This window comes from Rhizobium sp. WYCCWR 11152, assembly GCF_013087615.1.
GTDB lineage: Bacteria > Pseudomonadota > Alphaproteobacteria > Rhizobiales > Rhizobiaceae > Rhizobium > Rhizobium indicum.
In genome coordinates this window covers 236,121-252,366 of the sequence record NZ_JABFCP010000010.1, presented here as the reverse complement: position 1 = coordinate 252,366, position 16,246 = coordinate 236,121, and the positions used below count along the sequence as shown (strand labels likewise).

The window sequence follows — 16,246 nt, the reverse complement described above, 5'->3', positions numbered from 1 at the left end:
GGCGATGATCGGATCGCTCGGGTTCAATGTCAGCCGATGCCGAGCTTCTTGGTGACTTCGCCGACATTGGTCTTGTTGGCGAGCAGTGCCGGAACATAGGTCTCGCGCGGTAGTGTCTGGCCGGCGAGCAGCTTGGCGACGTTGCGAATGGCGGTGCGGCCGATTTCCGCCGGCTGCTGGGCGACATCGGCGCCAGCCGGCGAATTCGAATCGGCGATGAGCTGCAGCACTTCCGGGCTGCCATCGACGCCGTAGGTGCGGATCTCTGTCCGCCCGGCTGCCGCCAAGGCCTGGGTCGCGCCAAGCTGCGGAATGTCCCAAGCTGACCAGATCGCCTTGATCGACCCCTTTTCCGGATATTTGTTGAGGATGGCCGTGATCTGCGTGAAGGCGTCCTGCACGGTATTCGGGATGACGTCGCGCAGTTCCGGCTGGAGGATTTTCACCTTCGGGAAATATTTGACGACATTGACCAACTGGTCGTAGCGGATCGCGCAGGGGGTTACGCCGTAGAAGCCGTTGAAAACGACGATATTGCCTTCGCCGCCGATATCGGAGACGAGCTGCACCGCCAGATCCTTGCCGATGCCCCAGTTATCGGAGGTGGTGTTGTTGATCGAATTGGTCGAACCGACGTCGACGGTCAGAACCGGGATCCCGGCATCGCGCGCCTTCTTCAGCCAGGGATCGATGACGCTGAGCGTGCCGAGGATTTGAACGATCGCATCCGGCTTCTGAGCAATCAGCGTCTGCAACTGCGAGACCAGCTTGCCGTCGTTGCGTCCGGCATCGACGGCGATCGGCTCGCCGCCGAGGCGCTTTACCTCCTCGATCTGGGCATTGTAGGCCTGCAGATCGAAGAAGTGATCGGTGCCGGTTGCGCTGATGGCGATGCGCTTGCCTTTCAGCGACAGTTCTTCGCCGGCGGCAAAAGCCGGCTTCTGCCCGATGAGGGATGCACCGGCGACGGCGACCCCGGCCGCGGCAGACAGTTTCAGCAGATCTCGTCTTCCGAGACCCTTTTCAGACTTTTCGATACTCATCGCAATTTCTCTCCAATTAATTATGTCTATAGATTAAATAGATTAATGCGGATGGATAGGAACGAATTTCCAAAAGAACGATCTCCGGGGGAAAGAGTGGACGGAACGAAAGCTCATCCCTGGCCGCGGTTTCCCGCGACCGGGAATGATTTCGGATGCCTCGGCGGTTTTCAGAGCGGTCAGATGAGTCTGCAGCCACCGATCAAGAAGAATATGCACTGCATAATTCTTGCGCATGCGACCAAATTTGCCGAAGGTGAACTCCTGCTAGGCCGCGGTGCCGCGTGGCGCGACAGCAGGCGTAAAGTCACGATTTCATGGGCACCGTCGGGTTTTATGCTGCGACGTTGATATCTAGCGAGAAGCTTGGCTTCCACTTGGCGCGCAACTTGCCTCTCTGCTGCCAGGGAGAATGAAACAATGCCCGATATCGACCCGCAGATTTTCTCAATAAGCCGGCCATCCCTTGGAGGCTACAAGGCCTTCGTACAACGCGACATGATCGTCGAGACCTATCGCAGCGCCGCAGGGCAAATGGTGTCGAGGGGCTCCCTTCATAGAATTTCGATCAACCGCACGGCGCACGGCAAATATGCCTATCGGCTTGGAAGCGGGGCATTCCGCAAAGTTGAGAGGCCGCCGTTCACTCTGGGATTTCAACCGGCCGCCACCGTCCTTGAAGTCGAGGGCGATGCGGCGGATTATATCTCGATCTTCCAGTCCCCTGCGCTCTACAGCGGCATCGGGGGCTCTCGCTTCGATCCCGAGCATTGGGATAGTGACGCGCTCAGCGCGACGACTGATCCGACAACGCTGCAGGTCGCGCTCTCCCTCGCATTTGCCGCCGAGAAGACCGGGCGCGACGACCTGCTTTTGATGCAGCATCTGGGGATGGCGCTCGCCTGTTGCGTCATAAAACTGCTGGGCGCCAAACCTGAAACCGGCGATCGTCCGCTGACATCGGACAATCTCCGGCGTGTGATCGATTACATCGAGAACCTGCTTGGCAAATCCGATCTGAGTGTCGAGGAGCTGGCCGGGGTGGCCCATATGAGCCCCTTTCACTTCAGCCGGGAATTCAAACGGGCGGCGGGTTTGGCGCCGCATCGCTTCGTTCTCGAACGCAGGATCGAACGAGCACGGCTTTACCTCGCCGATGGCAAGGAGACGCTCGCAAACATCGCTTATGCCACGGGCTTTTCAAGCCAGGCGCATTTCTCCAGCGTCTTTCGCCGTCTGATGGGGGCGTCCCCGAAAGAATACCAGCGTTCGGTCCGTCTTTGAGCCGGCTCTTGCCGATGACAGATCAGCAGCTTTGCGAAAGACAACCGCACGAATTTGAAATCTCTTGAGGCTGCGGTCTGCGAGGCTTTTCCCATCAGGAGGCCCATATGACCGCTTTTGCCCAAACCAATCCGATTACCGACATTTGCTTCCTGGTCGAGGATATCGACAAAGCATCGGCTTTCTATGTCGAGCGTCTTGGCTTCAAACCTCGCCGCCGTGCTCCCGGCTTTGCCGATTTTAAAGGGGCGGGCGTGACGCTGGCGCTCTGGGAGATCGAGCATATCGCCGAGAATACCGGTGTCTCAAGCCGCCGCGCCCCTCCAGGTGCGCACAAGGCCTGCGCGGCCATCGAGCTCGCCTCGCCAGAGCAGGTCGATGCTGCCTATGCGGAGCTGAAAGCTGCGGGCGTGCTCTTCCACGCGCCGCCGCAGGACTATGTCTGGAACGCGCGATGCGTCTATTTCGCCGATCCCGATGACAATCTCTGGGAGATCTATGCATGGGCCGCAGGCGGCCCGACCGGCGACATCGACCCGCAATAGCGAGCGCAATCGGCCGGTCGTCTAACAATCCAACAAGGGGAAAGGCAAGCAAAATGAACGGGGATGACAAACAGATCGTGGTCGGCAGGCGTACCGTCCTGAAGGGCGGAGCCTTTGCCCTTGCTGCAGCGACGGCAGGGATCAGCGTGTTCGTACCGCGTCACTCGAATGCCGCCGCATCCAAGGTCGTCATCAAATATGACTGGTTGATGAGCAACGGACAGATCGGCGATATCGTCGCAGTCAAGCAGGGCCTGTTCGAGGCCGAGGGTCTCGACGTCGAGTTTTCCCCCGGCGGTCCCAATTCTGCAACGGTGCCGCCCGTGATCACGGGTGATGCGCAGCTCGGCCAATTCTCGGATTCGGCACAGCTTCTTCTTGCGAGGTCATCCGGCGTGCCGATCAAGATCTTCGCCTGCGGTTTCCGCATGGCGCCTTTCGCCTTTTATTCGCTGCCCAAGGCGCCGATCCGCACCGTCAAGGATATGATCGGCAAGCGCATCGGCATCCAGCCGACGGCCCGTTATGTGCTCGATGCCATCCTGCTGAAGAACAATATCGATCCCTCGAGCCTGACCATCACCAATATCGGCTTCGACATGACGCCGCTGATGACCGGCCAGGTCGATGCCGTCACCGGATGGATCACCAACACGCAGGCCCTTTCCATCATCGGCCCCGACCGCATCGATCTGATGATGAAGGATACGGGCCTGCCCTCCTACGCCAACGTCTATTTTGCCACCGACGATGCCGTGAGCGGCCATGCCGAGACACTGGCAAAGGTGCTGCGTGCCGTCGCCAAGGGCTGGGCCTGGACGCATGAACATCCTGAAGAGGCAGTCAAACTGACGGTGGAAGCCTATCCGCAGCTCGATCTTGCCGTAGAGCTGAAGACGGTGTCGCGCATCCTGTCGCTGAGCTTTGACACGGCGACCGGTAGGGATGGCTGGGGCAGCTTCGATCCGGCCGCGCTTGCCGAGCAGATTTCCGTCTACGACAAAATCGGTCAGTTCAAGAGCGGCGCGCCGAAGCTGGAGGATTGCTATACGACTGAGATACTCGACATGACGGCGGACGACCGTCCGAAGATTGCGTGAGAGCGGATTTGCCTGAAGCAGCGGCCATCGAAACCAAGGATCTGGCTGTCGGCTATGCCGGCACCGCCGAGACGACCCGCATTCTGTCCGGCGTCGATCTCAGCGTCGGCAGGGGCGAGTTTCTGACCATTCTCGGTCCTTCCGGCTGTGGCAAGTCGACCTTGCTGCGTGCGGTGGCGGATCTTCTCCCGCCGCTCGACGGGCGGCTGTCGGTGCTCGGCAGGACAGCCTCGGAGGCGCGCCGGCGGCGCGAGGTCGCCTTCGTCTTTCAGGACGCAACGCTGCTGCCGTGGCGGACTGTGAGGGAGAATGTCGCGCTGCCGCTGCAGGTGGGGAAGAACAGCGTCTCGCGATCGGTCGATCCGCGGCCCGACCACTGGATCGAACTGGTCGGCCTGTCGCATCTGGCCGACCGCTATCCGCATCAATTGTCCGGGGGCCAGCGCCAACGCGTCGCCATAGCGCGCGCGCTTCAATGCGAGCCGGATATCCTGCTCATGGACGAACCCTTCGGTGCGCTCGACGAGATCACCCGTGAACGACTGAACGACGAGCTTCTGGACGTCTGGCGCCGGACCGGCACGACCATCCTGTTCGTCACCCACAGCGTCGTCGAGGCGATCTATCTCGGCGGACGCGTGCTGGTCCTGGCGGCCAATCCGGGCCGCGTCCAGGCGCTGATCGACCTTGCACCGCTGAAAGACGAGCGTGGGCTCTGTCGGCGCGAGAGTCTCGATGTCCAGGAGACCGCCGCCCATCTGCGCCAATTGTTGCAGCAGGGGAGTTCGGCTGCATGACGCACCGTCCGCTATCCCTCACCGAGGCGATCAGCCTTCCTGTGATCGGTGCCCTTTCGCTGCTCCTCGCCTGGCAATGGCTGGTGCCGGCCCTCGGCGTTCCGTCCTATATCGTTCCAACGCCGCTGGCGATCCTGCGTACGCTTGGCATCGAATGGCGCTTCCTGCTGTCGAACGCCGTCCCGACATGGGGTGAGGCGGGCCTCGGCTTCCTCCTGGGCAATAGTCTCGCTGTGATCCTGGCGGTTGCCTTTGTCTATAATCCGCGGTTCCAGGCCGCCTATTTTCCCGTTGTCCTGCTCTTCAACACCATCCCGGTGCTGGCGCTCGCGCCGATTATCATCCTCATCTTCGGCCTCGGCATGCTGCCAAAGGTCATCATCGCCGCTCTGATCTGCTTCTTCCCAACCCTGGTGAATACGGCCCGGGGCCTCAATCTGGCGACTGCGAGCGAGCTTGACCTGATGCATGTGCTTTCGGCGAGCCGGTGGGAGACGTTCTGGCGCCTGCGCGCCCCACGGTCTGCCCCCTTGCTCTTTGCGTCGCTGCGCATTTCGGCAACCACCTGTGTGATCGGCGCGATTGTCGGGGAGTGGATCGGTTCGAACCAGGGGCTGGGCGCCGTCATCATCCAGTCGACATTCAACTATCAGGCGGAAAGGCTCTTTGCCGCCGTCGTGCTCGCCTCTTTCTCCGGCATCGTCTTTTTTGCCGCTGTTGCCCAGATCGAGCGGATTTTCCGTCGGCTGCAGCCGGGGCAGAGCTGAAAGCGTTCAATGCGGGCGCCGAAACGCTGACGCTTTCCAGGATATGACAAGGCCCCCGGATGTTATCTGCGGGAGGCCTTGCCTGTTGCTACTCCTCCATGCTTTCACGGATGTCGGAGAGATCGATACCATGGGTGTCGAACCACCAGTCGGGACTCATCTCGGAATGGCGGTCACGCAGACGCAGATGTTTGGCGCGCAGCCGCTTCTGGCGTTCGACCTCTTCCGTGAAGAAGGGGTGATCGAGCGTGCCGCCCATCTTGTGGATGCGACGGAGCAGTTTCCGCAAGACGTATCCTTGCTCCTTGTTGCCCGGCCGGTAGCCGCTTTCCACGATGGTCATGACCGTCTCGCACAGTGTCCCAAGCGCATCGTCTTGCGGCGTGCCGTTGATGATCATGTCGAGACGCTCGAGACCGAAGCCGACGTCGATGCAGGTTCCGAGCGGATTGACGATGTTTCCGATCTCGATGCCATCTTTATAGAACTCGGTGCAGTATCCGCTGATGCTGCCATCGCTCCACATGCATTCCGGATCCGGCGCGATGGGCACGCACCCGCCATAGAGCGGCGTCCATTCCACCAGACGGTCGGGATGGATCGTCACATGATCCGGCATAAGTCCGAGCGTTCCCAGAAACTCGAGCCAGAAATCGATGGCGTTGCCGACGGTCATTTCCCTGAAGGAGAAAAGGCCGAGCATGGTGAAGTGGAGAAGGTGGGTTCCGTCGCCGATCTCGTCGAGGTCGCCCATGCGCAGGCAAGCCTGGCTGTTTGCGACTGTTCCACTATGGGAGGGATCGGAGAAGAGGGGCTTATACTGCTGCATTCCAGCGCTGCAGAAGAGCGTGGTAGCATCATGCGGCCGTACGGATTCGATGCGTATGAAATCGATGCCCTTGGAAAGGCAGAAGTGTTGATATTGCTGGATCAGGCGTCCCGCGGTGACATAGGCAACCTCCTTTGCTGTTCGTGTGCCTTCGGGGAAGATAGCGATCTAGTGCGCCTGCGGCAATCCGCTGCTCGGCTGGCGAGGATCAAAAACCGGAACGGTGCACTTGATAACAGGATCACTTGAGGCTAAATATAGCCTCAAGTGAAAAGGAGCCGTTACCATGATGGGATTTGCCGGTATCGCCGATGTTCTCGGGCTGCCCGCCAGGGAGCCGGTATCGCGTTCGGCCTTCGGCCTGCTCTCCAGCATCGAGGAAGGATTGCCGGTCAAGGCGCTCGACCGCATGGCGCTGCTTCTGGCGCCTGATGACGCCCAGTTCAAATACCGGCTGGTTCCGAAGGCCACCTATGAACGGCGCAAGTCCAAGCATCGGCTCTCCTCAGATGAAGGCATAAAGCTTGCCCGTCTCGCGCGTGTCTGGGGTCAGGCGCTCGATGTCTGGCAGACCGAGATCGAGGCCCGCGATTTCCTGTTTCGGCCGCATGCAATGCTTGAGGACAGGCGGCCGATCGACGTGGTCATCCAGAGCGAGATCGGCGGCGAGCTCGTGCTCGATATTCTCGGAAGCCTGAAATACGGCAGTGCTGCGTGAGCGCACAGGTTCTTGATCGTACGCTGACATCCGTTCGCATCGGAGATCCCCATGGAAACTATCCGATCTTCGACGCCACCGGCTCGACCATCGCGCCGGGGCGGTGGAACACGTCGGGCAGCCCGATCATCTATACGAGCGAGCATTATTCGACGGCACTACTCGAAAAGCTCGTCCATGGCAGCGGGCGACTGCCTCCCAACCAGCACTATGTCACGATCACCCTACCGCGGGGGCTAAGCTACGAGGTCTTCTCCGAACCCGCGCTGCCCGGCTGGGACAGCATGCCGGCAAACGTCAGCAAGGCTTTCGGCGAAAAATGGTGCCAGGAAAAACGCAGCGCCATCCTGCTGGTGCCAAGCGTCGTCGCCCGCGTCGACAACAACATATTGATCAATCCGGCCCACCCGGAATTCCCGTCGATCACGGCAAGCCTCCACCAACCGGTCTTCTGGGATCGTCGCTTGTTCGGCATGTGACGGGTTGGCGGTGCAATCAACGTTTTCCGCAGAGCAGATCAAAACGCCGGCCAGATGAGGCTTGGTCAGCAGACTATGATGCTGCCACCAAACGCAACCGACAATAATTCTCGGCCCGACGTAGCCAAGGCCCTTGTCCAAAGGCACAGGAGGCCATTTTAAACAAGGAGGTGGCGGCCTCGACTGTTCACGCGTCCGTCTCCCATGGATTTATCACCGCTGCGCCGGTATCGTCGAAATCGCCGACATTGCGAGTGACGACAATCAGATCATGAACGATTGCGGTTGCGGCGATCAGCCCGTCGATATCGCCACGCGGCCGGATGGCGGCGATGCGGCCCCATTCGACGGCGATCTCGTCGGTCACCGGCAGGATCCGGTCACCATGATCATAACGCAGCTTGCGCAGCCACTCGGTGAGATGGGCCGCGGTCTTCGGATCCGACTTCTGTTTGAGGGCAATGCCGCGCATGATCTCGCCAAGCGTCAGCGCGCTCAGGTGGATGGTGAGCGGATCGACGGAGCGCAGCCAGAAGACCGCCTGCGGCGTGCCGCGTCGCGCCTCCGAGACGATGTTGGTATCGACCAGATACATCAGAAGGCAACGTCGCGGCTTGGAGTCTTGTTGCGTGCTTCGACCGCATCGGCGAACTCATCGTCCCAGGCGGGGCCGCCGAGCAGGTCGTCGACGAGCGTCGGCCTGCCGGCGCGCAGGGTGTCGTAGTCGCGGGCGGACAGAACGACGGCCGTGCGTTCGCCCCGCACGGTCACCACCTGCGGCCCTTCTTGTCGGGCCTTCTGCACGACCTTCGAAAATTGGTTTTTGGCGTCCTGCAGTTGCCATTCCATCGATTCTGCTCCTGGCTAGACTGTCTAGCTATGTACGCGCGGAATGCTGGTGCGTCAATGGCGGGACGTTCCTGAACGACAGAGTCCGGCGCTGCTATTAGGTGTCATAACGAAGTTCGAAATCGTTGTGTCGGCGATCGGCGCCAGTCGGCCCTTCTAGAAGCCGCAATCACACCTCCCGCCGCGGCGAGCGGGCCATCAGCCGGGCATAGGCGATGGCCGAGAGCATGTTGACGTGGTTGGCCTTGCCGGTGCCGGCGATGTCGAAGGCGGTGCCGTGATCGACCGAGACGCGGTCGATCGGCAGGCCGAGCGAGACGTTGACCGCGGTGTCGAAGGCGACGAGCTTGATCGGGATATGGCCCTGGTCGTGATACTGGGCGATGACCAGATCGAAGGCGCCGTTATAGGCGCGGGCGAACACCGTGTCGGCCGAGATCGGGCCGACGACGTCGATCCCCTTTGCCTGCGCCTGCTCGACGGCGGGCGCCAGGAATTCCGTGTCCTCGGTGCCGAACAGGCCGTTTTCGCCGCAATGGGGATTGAGGCCGGCGACGGCGATGCGCGCTGTCTTGCCCAGGCGCAGGAAGTGGCGATGGCCAGCTTCGATGGTGGCGAGCACGCGCTCGGTCTTGGCGCGCTCGATCGCGCCCTTCAGCGAGATATGGGTGGAGACGTGGATGGTGTTCAGCCGCTCGGAGGCAAGCAGCATGAAGGAACTCTTCGAGCCGGTGAGATGCGCAAGCAGCCCGGTATGGCCGTCATGGTGATGGCCGGCGAGGTTCATCGCCTCCTTGTTGATCGGCGCGGTGACGATGACATCGGCATGACCAGACATGGCGAGATCGACGGCGCGGGTGATATAGCGCACCGAGGCATCGCCGGCGACGGGACTGACCTTGCCGATCTCGGGCAGGGCGGCGGCGAGCGCGACTTCGTCGACGGCGATCCTGTCGTCACCGGGTGCATCGGCAGGCCCGAACCGCAGTCCGGTGCCGGTGACGCGGTCGGCGCGCTCCAGCGCTTCGACATTGCCGACAATGACGAAATCGCGGCGCTCTTCTCTTGGAAGGGCTGCGAGCGCCTTGACGATCACCTCGGGGCCGACGCCAGAGGGATCACCGAGCGTCACAGCGACTTTCGCATTCCTGTCCATCGATCGAGTCCCTTCTAAAAAACCTTACCGCTTAAAAAGCAGCCGCGTAAATCGCGCGGATGTCGGCGCGCGCGAGATCGCGCGGATTGTTATCGAGCAGACGGCGAATGGCAAAGGCGTCGTCGGCCATGGCGTCGAGATCGCTTTCCGGCACGCCGAGGCCGGAAAGTTTCATCTCGATACCGAGTTCGGCGCAGAAAGCGTAAGCCGCATCGAAGACGGAGGTGACGTTTCCGGAGGTTTCACGCCCAAGCGCTTCCATCACCGCCTTGGTTTTTTCAGGCGCGGACGGTGTATTGAAGGCGAGAACATGCGGAAAAATCAACGCATTTGCCGCGCCGTGGGCGACATGCCAGCGCGTGCCGAGGGGATAGGCGAGCGCATGGCCGCCGGCGGTGTTGACCGGGCCGAGGCAAAAGCCGCCGTAAAGCGAGGCGAGTGAGAGGCCGGCGCGCGCCTCGGCGTCATTGCCGTCCCTGACGGCGCGAGCGAGATACTTGCCAACGAGGCGCGTTCCCTCGATCGCATAGATGTCGACCATCGGATGGGCCTTGCGGTTGGTGAAGGCCTCGACGCAATGGGCCATGGCATCGACGCCGGTGGCGGCCGTCGTGCGGGCAGGGACGCTGAAGGTCAGGGCCGGATCGATGACGGCAATATCGGCCAGCATATGCAGGCTTTCGACGGCAAGCTTTGCCATCGTCGCCGGATCGGTCACGAGCGCACGGATGCCGGCCTCGCTGCCGGTGCCCGATGTCGTCGGCACCTGGGCGAGCGCCACCTTGCGCGGCCCATGCACCTTGTTCGGACCGACGACCTCGTGCAGCGTCTGGGCGGAGCCGGCAAGCACGGCGGCAAGTTTTGCCAGGTCCATGGCGCTGCCGCCGCCGAAGCCGACGATCAGCTCGGCATCGGCGCGATTTGCCGCCGCCAGGACCTTTTCGAGATTGGCCGTATCCGGCTCGGGCGTCACTTCGGCAAAGACGGATACCTCGCCCTTCAGCTCCAGCACGTCGATGCGCGAGGCGTTGAAAGCATCGGAGATGACGAGCGTGCGCCGATAGCCCTTTTCGGTCGCCCATTTGCCGAGCTTTCCCGCCGTGCCGACGCCGAATTCGATCAGATGCGGCCGAACTATCGTGATCGGCGAATCCAAGCTGGCCATGAACCGGTCCTCCCTGCAAGATCTTGCGGCACTATCGTCGCCCTCTTTAATGTAAAGTTGTAAGATAAATGTCAAGCCGGCATTCCAGGGGGCGGAATTTTTTATCTTTCGATGTGCGATCTGTCGCGCTTCAAGTTAGCGTTGACGCGCAAATATCGACAAAAATATCAATGCGTTATAGGAACTGCATCGATGAAAACGGCATTTCAGGCACAGCTGGCCATCATCTTTGCCACGGCGGCGAATAATCCGACCCTGTTGTCAATTTCTCCCGTCACTAAACCCACAGCCGTTGTCATCCTGAATCTTTCCGCATGCGATCGGATGCAGGTTTACAATTTTCCGGCCGCCGCTTTGTTTACGGCAGGGATTGCGGGGCGAGGCGCACATATTTGATGGCGCGCCGGTAGTAGGTGTAGGCGATATGTAGCGTGCCGTCGCCGCCCTGGACGATCGAGGGATAGGAGAATTCGCGGTTCAGCGAATCCTTCGAATTGTTGCTGAGGCAGAAGCCGTCGCCGGTATCGAGATCGATGCGATGCGGAAAGCTCTTGCCGCCATCCCTTGATATCGCCAGGCTCAGCGGCGCACGCGGAACCCCCCAGACAGCCTTGCGTGCGCTGCTATCGGCAAAGACGGCGGTCCCTCCAGCCTCGCCACCCTCGATTTCGTCATAGAGAGACTGGCGCCGTGCATCCGACATGGCGGCATTCGAATGGTTGTAAACCATTGCGATGGCTCCATCACTCAGGATCGTGGCCTGGATCGAGGAGTTGTTGTTCGGCAATTCGGCCGGCTCGGGCGCACTCCATGTCTCGCCGCCATCGGAGGATCGGCTGAACAGGATGTTTTCGGCGAAACGGTTGCGGTAGAAGGCGATCATCTCGTCGCCGCCAAGCGGCACGATGTTCATGTGCACCGCGCCGATACTGTCTGGAATATCACGCATCTGCCAGCTCGCGCCGCCATCACGCGACATCAGCACCGCAGCCGTATCGGCATCGCCGCTCCAGCGCTGGCCGTTCAGGCCAACGCAGCGGAAGACCGGAAGCAGCCAGTCGCCCCTGCCGTTCACGACGATCTGCTGGCGAACGAAGGTGCCGGGACTGTCGCTGAGGATACGAACCGGGCCGAAGGTCTGGCCGCCATCGCCTGAAATCCGGCATTTGACAACCGAGCCGTCCTGATTTCCGGAAGTCTGCGAGGTATAGAGCAGCCATATTTTTCCGTCTGGAGCCTTGAAAATCAACGGGTTCTGTTCGGATTTCTCCGAATCGTCGCTCATCTTTTCCGGCACGGACCAGCGCTCGGAGCCCGGCGCCAGCCGCGACATGTAAATCGAGATATCACCCATGCCTTCCATCGTGCCACCGAACCAGACGCAGGTCAGCGTACCATCGGGCAGAAATGCGAGATTTGCGGCATGGTTCTGGATGCAGGGGGAGGGCAGATAGGCATCCGCTCGACCCTCGACCGTGGGGTGAGGGGCGATGGCCCCGGTCATCAGGGCCGGAACGGCTTCCGGAGGCAGGCCGGTAAAACTCATGACGGATCTCCTCAAGGCAGCTTGGCGTAGCTTTCGGCGAGTGCGGCATAGTCGGCATCGCCGAGCGGCATCAGCGGCGCACGTGTGCGCTTCCAGGCGGGATTGCCGGTCTTCAGTCCCACCATCGCCTTGATGGTCGGGATCTGGACGTAGGAATTGGAAAGCGTGCGATAGGCGTTGATGCGGGCCTGCGCCGCCTCGACATCAGTGGCGCGCGCTTCGTCATGGACATGGTCGTAGACGGTGCGCAGCGAATTCGCCACGAGATTGGAGGTGGCGGTGATGCAGCCGGCGCCGCCCGCCTTCAGCAGCGGCAACAACAGCGGATCGGCGCCCGCCAGCACCGAGAAGCCGGGATAGGCAGCGATGATCGCCTGCATGTTGTTGAAATCGCCGGCGGATTCCTTGATGCCGACGACCGTTTCCGGGAAGGCCGCAATCAGCCGTCCGATCAGCGGAATGGACAGCGGAACGCCGGAGACCTGCGGAATATGATAGAGGATGACCTGCAGGCGGGTGTCGGCGACCTTTTCCAGCACTTGCGAATAGGCGGCGAAGAGACCGTCGTCGGAGACGCCCTTGTAGTAGAAGGGTGGCAGCATCACCACCTTGGTGACGCCAAGCGACAGCGCGTGCCGGGTCAATTCCACAGTCTCGGGGATGGCGACGACGCCGGTGCCCGGCAAAAGCCTGTCGGCGGGAATGCCAGCCTTCAGTGCCGCTTCCAGAATGGCGCGGCGCTCGGCGCCGGAGAATGAATTGGCCTCGCCCGTCGTGCCGAGCAGCGCCACGCCATGGCATCCCTCGGCCAGCAACTGCCGGCAGTGATCGGTGAAAAGGGCGAAATCCGGCCTGTTGTCCGCCGTCAGCGGCGTTGCGGAGGCGCTGAAAACGCCGGTAATCCTGTGATGGCTCATTCCGCCCTCCTCGGCGCGTCCTGTCTTGCCGATCCGTATTCGAACCGGGGCGCTGCGCATTGCAATTGTCATCCGTCCGTCGCGATGGAGTGCAAAGAACTTTTATATTGCCGCGCTTTTGTCAAGAAGACAAAATGCCGTGAAGCCGACGCGAAAAGTTATCTATCTGTTATAACTTATATATTTGCAGTAGAAAATTTTGTTCGAATGGAAATTGCGATTTTTTGTTGACATATTTACAATAACGAGAGAACGATACGGAACGGATTGTGCTGCGCCTGGCAGGTGCAGGGAGAGCGCTGCCGAATTCACTCTGGGAGGAATGCCATGTCTGATCAATCGGATAAAACCAATATATCACGTCGTAACGCGCTGAAGCTCGGCCTTGCAGCCGGCGTCGGACTCACCGTTTTCGGGATGAATGCCCGCATCGTCATGGCCGATGAAGGCCAGGTCCTGAAGGTCGCGCATCCGGCCTTCGACCAGGACTGGTCGCCGCTGCGCGGCGGCGGCAGGACGTTCCGCTGGAATTCGATCTGGTGGGCATCGCCGATGTATTTCGACAGCCAAGGCAATATCAAACCCTACGTCTTCACCAGCTGGGAATCGGCTGACAACACTGTTTGGACCTTCAAAATTGACCCCAAGGCCGTCTTTTCCGACGGCAGCAAGATCACCTCGGCCGACGTCAAGGGATCGTGGGAAGTCGCCTCGATGCCGAACACCAAGAGCCAGCGCGCCGACCAGGTGCTGAGCAAGGTCAAGGGTTACGCCGAAATCTCCGCCGGCTCCGGCAACGAGCTGACGGGTGTCGCGACACCCGACGAGGGGACGGTCGTCGTGACGCTTGGTGCCGCCGACCCGATCTTCTTCATGCGCCTGGCAAACCACATCGCGCCGATCACCAAGGCATCGCAGTCCCGCGGCAGCGACGGCGAGGAGATCATCGATTGGTATAAGCCCGATAGCAAGCCGGTCTTCTCAGGTCCCTTCAAGCTGACGAGCATCGATATCGACGCCGGTAAACTCACTTTCGAGCCGAATGAGAACTTCTTCGGACCGAAGCCAAAGCTTGCGCGCATCGAGGTCACTTCGATCGAGGACAATGTCAGCGCGACGTCGCTGATCAAGTCGGGAGAGTTCAACGCCCATACCGAACTGATCACCTCGACCATCATCCAGGATCTCGGCCCGGAATTCTCGGCCGGCCCGCTGATCCCGACGAGCCAGCACTTCTGGTTCAACATTTCCCGTGCGCCGATGGACGATCCGAAAGTCCGCCAGGCACTGATCATGGCGGTCGATCGCGATGGCCTGTTCAAGGCGTCCTATCCCGACGGGCCGCATAAGAAGGCGGACCAGATCCTCAATTCGGTCCCGGGCGCGGAGAATTCCGGCTTCGAGCCCTATCCCTATGATCCGGAGGCTGCCAAGAAGCTGCTTGCGGAATCGACCTACGGCGGCCCGGAGCGCCTGCCGAAGATCCTGTTCGTCGGCATCTCGGGGCCAGCCATTCAGGCCGCCGCCCAGTTCATTGCCGAGCAGTGGCGCCAGAATCTCGGCATCACCGCCGTCGACATGAAGCCGCAGCAGGATTCCTATGCGGGTCCGGATCAGAACTCGGTCCAGATCTTCCGCGACGACGTCGGCACCCGCGTTCCCGATGCCGTCTCCTATCTGGCGGGCAGCATCGCCTCAACCTCGTCGAACGCCCAGAACAAGCTCGGCGGATACAAGAACGACAAGGTCGACAGTGCCCTTGCCGAGGCCACGACCAAGGCTGCGGATGATCCGCAGCGTATTGCTCTCGCCCAGGAGGCCCAGAAGGCGTTCCGCGAGGATTGGGCCTTCATTCCATGGTATTCTCAGGCGATGTCGCGCTGGGCCACCAAAGAGGTCAAGGGCCTGGAAAAGAACCTTGACTGGCAGGTCGTCGAACCCTGGAACATTTCCATCGGTTGATCCGGCGGAAACCGTCCCAATCGGCAATAACCCGCGCGAAGGCCGCAAGGCCTTCGCGCAAGTTTCAAGAAGAAGAGATGCGATCGCAGCCAAAAGCGGGAACGCATCGAACAACAGGTGAGAGGTGGCCATGCTGCGCTACGTGCTAACCCGATTTGCCATCTGGATTCCGTCCGTTCTGGTGGTGATGCTGGCGGTCTACGCGCTGGCCTTCTATGGCGCCGGTGATCCGATCAAGCTGATCTTTCTGCGCGCGCCTGGCGACGTCGCCTATAATCCGCAGCGCATCGAAGCCATTCGCGAAAGCGCCGGCCTCAACAAACCCTTCATCGTCCAGTTTGGCCTTTACATCTGGAACCTACTGCACGGCCAGTTCGGCAATTCGCTGACCTCGGGCCGCTCCGTCTGGGCGATGGTCTCAGCCGCGGCACCTGTCTCCTTCCAGCTTGCCATCTGTTCCATCATCCTGACGGCCGTCGTCGCGATCCCGCTCGGCATGATCGCTGCGCTCAACCAGAATTCACGCATCGATTATGCCATTCTGGGCTCCGCACTCTTCCTCTGGGCGATCCCGGCCTATGTCGCCGGCCCGCTGCTGATGGTCGGCCTCATCGTGCTGCTGCCGGGTGCGAGCGTGCCTTATGGCTGGGGTGGCATCCTCGATGTCCGTATCCTGCTGCCGCTGCTCGTCCTTTCTTTCCAGCCGATCGCGCTGATCGTGCGTCAGACGCGTGCCGCCGTCATCGAGGTACTATCGGAGGATTTCGTCCGGACCGCCCGCGCCAAGGGCGTACCCGAGATCATGGTGGCGTTGCGCCATATCTTGCGGCCGGTGCTGACGCCCGTCGTCACGCAGCTCGGCCTGATCATGATCACCATCGTCAATGGCGCGATCTTCGTCGAACTCGTTTTCGGCCTGCCGGGTCTCGGCCGGTTGACGGTGCAGGCGCTGATCAATTCCGATTATCCGGTCATTCTGGCGATCACGCTAATCGGATCGTTTCTGGTGATGGTGTCGAACCTCCTGGTGGATGTGCTCTATCCGCTGCTCGATCCGCGCGCCAATGATTCAAGAAGGAGCCGCTGACC

18 protein-coding genes are annotated in these 16,246 nt (G+C 60.9%); 10 read left to right on the top strand and 8 right to left on the bottom strand.

Annotated features, from left to right (window positions below):
- Window positions 1-29: 29 nt before the first annotated feature.
- The gene (locus G9X67_RS21365) at window positions 30-1,043 is read right to left on the bottom strand and encodes a sugar ABC transporter substrate-binding protein (RefSeq protein WP_171599615.1); all 1,014 of its coding nucleotides are present in this window, start codon (window positions 1,041-1,043) and stop codon (window positions 30-32) included.
- 420 nt (window positions 1,044-1,463) lie between these two features.
- On the opposite strand from G9X67_RS21365, the gene G9X67_RS21360 reads away from it, so the two are divergent.
- From G9X67_RS21360 to G9X67_RS21340, 5 genes are all read left to right on the top strand, one after another.
- Window positions 1,464-2,327, top strand: coding sequence for an AraC family transcriptional regulator (locus G9X67_RS21360; RefSeq protein WP_171599614.1), 864 nt, complete (start codon window positions 1,464-1,466; stop codon window positions 2,325-2,327).
- Window positions 2,328-2,434: 107 nt separating this feature from the next.
- Window positions 2,435-2,872, top strand: coding sequence for a VOC family protein (locus G9X67_RS21355; RefSeq protein WP_171599613.1), 438 nt, complete (start codon window positions 2,435-2,437; stop codon window positions 2,870-2,872).
- A gap of 53 nt (window positions 2,873-2,925) precedes the next feature.
- Window positions 2,926-3,972: an ABC transporter substrate-binding protein gene (locus G9X67_RS21350; RefSeq protein WP_171599612.1), complete on the top strand. Its 1,047-nt coding sequence runs from the start codon at window positions 2,926-2,928 to the stop codon at window positions 3,970-3,972.
- Window positions 3,973-3,980: 8 nt separating this feature from the next.
- Window positions 3,981-4,769, top strand: a complete 789-nt coding sequence (locus G9X67_RS21345; protein WP_138334271.1) for an ABC transporter ATP-binding protein — start codon at window positions 3,981-3,983, stop codon at window positions 4,767-4,769.
- Window positions 4,766-5,536: an ABC transporter permease gene (locus G9X67_RS21340; RefSeq protein ID WP_138334270.1), complete on the top strand. Its 771-nt coding sequence runs from the start codon at window positions 4,766-4,768 to the stop codon at window positions 5,534-5,536. The genes G9X67_RS21345 and G9X67_RS21340 overlap by 4 nt, the downstream gene beginning before the upstream one ends.
- Before the next feature lie 88 nt (window positions 5,537-5,624).
- On the opposite strand, the gene G9X67_RS21335 is transcribed toward G9X67_RS21340, so the two are convergent.
- Window positions 5,625-6,527 (bottom strand): alanine--tRNA ligase-related protein, encoded by a 903-nt coding sequence (locus tag G9X67_RS21335; RefSeq protein ID WP_171599630.1) that lies wholly within the window; start codon window positions 6,525-6,527, stop codon window positions 5,625-5,627.
- A 124-nt stretch (window positions 6,528-6,651) separates the two neighbouring features.
- Here G9X67_RS21335 and G9X67_RS21330 point away from each other — a divergent pair, with 124 nt between their 5' ends.
- The gene (locus tag G9X67_RS21330) at window positions 6,652-7,083 is read left to right on the top strand and encodes an antitoxin Xre-like helix-turn-helix domain-containing protein (protein WP_003552236.1); all 432 of its coding nucleotides are present in this window, start codon (window positions 6,652-6,654) and stop codon (window positions 7,081-7,083) included.
- Entirely contained in the window at window positions 7,080-7,562 is a 483-nt protein-coding gene (locus G9X67_RS21325) for an RES family NAD+ phosphorylase (RefSeq protein WP_171599611.1), read from the top strand. Before G9X67_RS21330 ends, G9X67_RS21325 begins: the two co-directional genes overlap by 4 nt.
- A gap of 187 nt (window positions 7,563-7,749) precedes the next feature.
- Here G9X67_RS21325 and G9X67_RS21320 read toward each other — a convergent pair whose 3' ends face one another.
- The 4 genes from G9X67_RS21320 to G9X67_RS21305 all read right to left on the bottom strand — a co-directional run bounded on the left by G9X67_RS21320 (window position 7,750) and on the right by G9X67_RS21305 (window position 10,732).
- Window positions 7,750-8,157, bottom strand: coding sequence for a type II toxin-antitoxin system VapC family toxin (locus G9X67_RS21320; protein ID WP_171599610.1), 408 nt, complete (start codon window positions 8,155-8,157; stop codon window positions 7,750-7,752).
- Window positions 8,157-8,411: a type II toxin-antitoxin system Phd/YefM family antitoxin gene (locus G9X67_RS21315; protein ID WP_171599609.1), complete on the bottom strand. Its 255-nt coding sequence runs from the start codon at window positions 8,409-8,411 to the stop codon at window positions 8,157-8,159. The genes G9X67_RS21320 and G9X67_RS21315 overlap by 1 nt, the downstream gene beginning before the upstream one ends.
- A gap of 169 nt (window positions 8,412-8,580) precedes the next feature.
- Window positions 8,581-9,567 (bottom strand): 4-hydroxythreonine-4-phosphate dehydrogenase PdxA, encoded by a 987-nt coding sequence (gene pdxA / locus G9X67_RS21310; RefSeq protein ID WP_171599608.1) that lies wholly within the window; start codon window positions 9,565-9,567, stop codon window positions 8,581-8,583.
- A 31-nt stretch (window positions 9,568-9,598) separates the two neighbouring features.
- A complete protein-coding gene (locus tag G9X67_RS21305; protein WP_171599607.1) occupies window positions 9,599-10,732 on the bottom strand; it encodes an iron-containing alcohol dehydrogenase in 1,134 nt (377 codons plus the stop codon).
- A gap of 192 nt (window positions 10,733-10,924) precedes the next feature.
- On the opposite strand from G9X67_RS21305, the gene G9X67_RS21300 reads away from it, so the two are divergent.
- Window positions 10,925-11,128: a hypothetical protein gene (locus G9X67_RS21300; protein WP_171599606.1), complete on the top strand. Its 204-nt coding sequence runs from the start codon at window positions 10,925-10,927 to the stop codon at window positions 11,126-11,128.
- On the opposite strand, the gene G9X67_RS21295 is transcribed toward G9X67_RS21300, so the two are convergent.
- Together G9X67_RS21295 and G9X67_RS21290 are read right to left on the bottom strand one after the other, a co-directional pair.
- Window positions 11,091-12,278, bottom strand: a complete 1,188-nt coding sequence (locus G9X67_RS21295) for an exo-alpha-sialidase (protein WP_171599605.1) — start codon at window positions 12,276-12,278, stop codon at window positions 11,091-11,093. The two genes, G9X67_RS21300 and G9X67_RS21295, sit on opposite strands and share 38 nt — an antisense overlap.
- Before the next feature lie 11 nt (window positions 12,279-12,289).
- Window positions 12,290-13,195, bottom strand: a complete 906-nt coding sequence (locus G9X67_RS21290; protein ID WP_171599604.1) for a dihydrodipicolinate synthase family protein — start codon at window positions 13,193-13,195, stop codon at window positions 12,290-12,292.
- A gap of 327 nt (window positions 13,196-13,522) precedes the next feature.
- On the opposite strand from G9X67_RS21290, the gene G9X67_RS21285 reads away from it, so the two are divergent.
- Both G9X67_RS21285 and G9X67_RS21280 read left to right on the top strand, forming a co-directional pair.
- Window positions 13,523-15,157: an ABC transporter substrate-binding protein gene (locus tag G9X67_RS21285; RefSeq protein WP_138334256.1), complete on the top strand. Its 1,635-nt coding sequence runs from the start codon at window positions 13,523-13,525 to the stop codon at window positions 15,155-15,157.
- A 130-nt stretch (window positions 15,158-15,287) separates the two neighbouring features.
- Window positions 15,288-16,244, top strand: coding sequence for an ABC transporter permease (locus G9X67_RS21280; protein WP_003549486.1), 957 nt, complete (start codon window positions 15,288-15,290; stop codon window positions 16,242-16,244).
- Window positions 16,245-16,246: the final 2 nt, after the last annotated feature.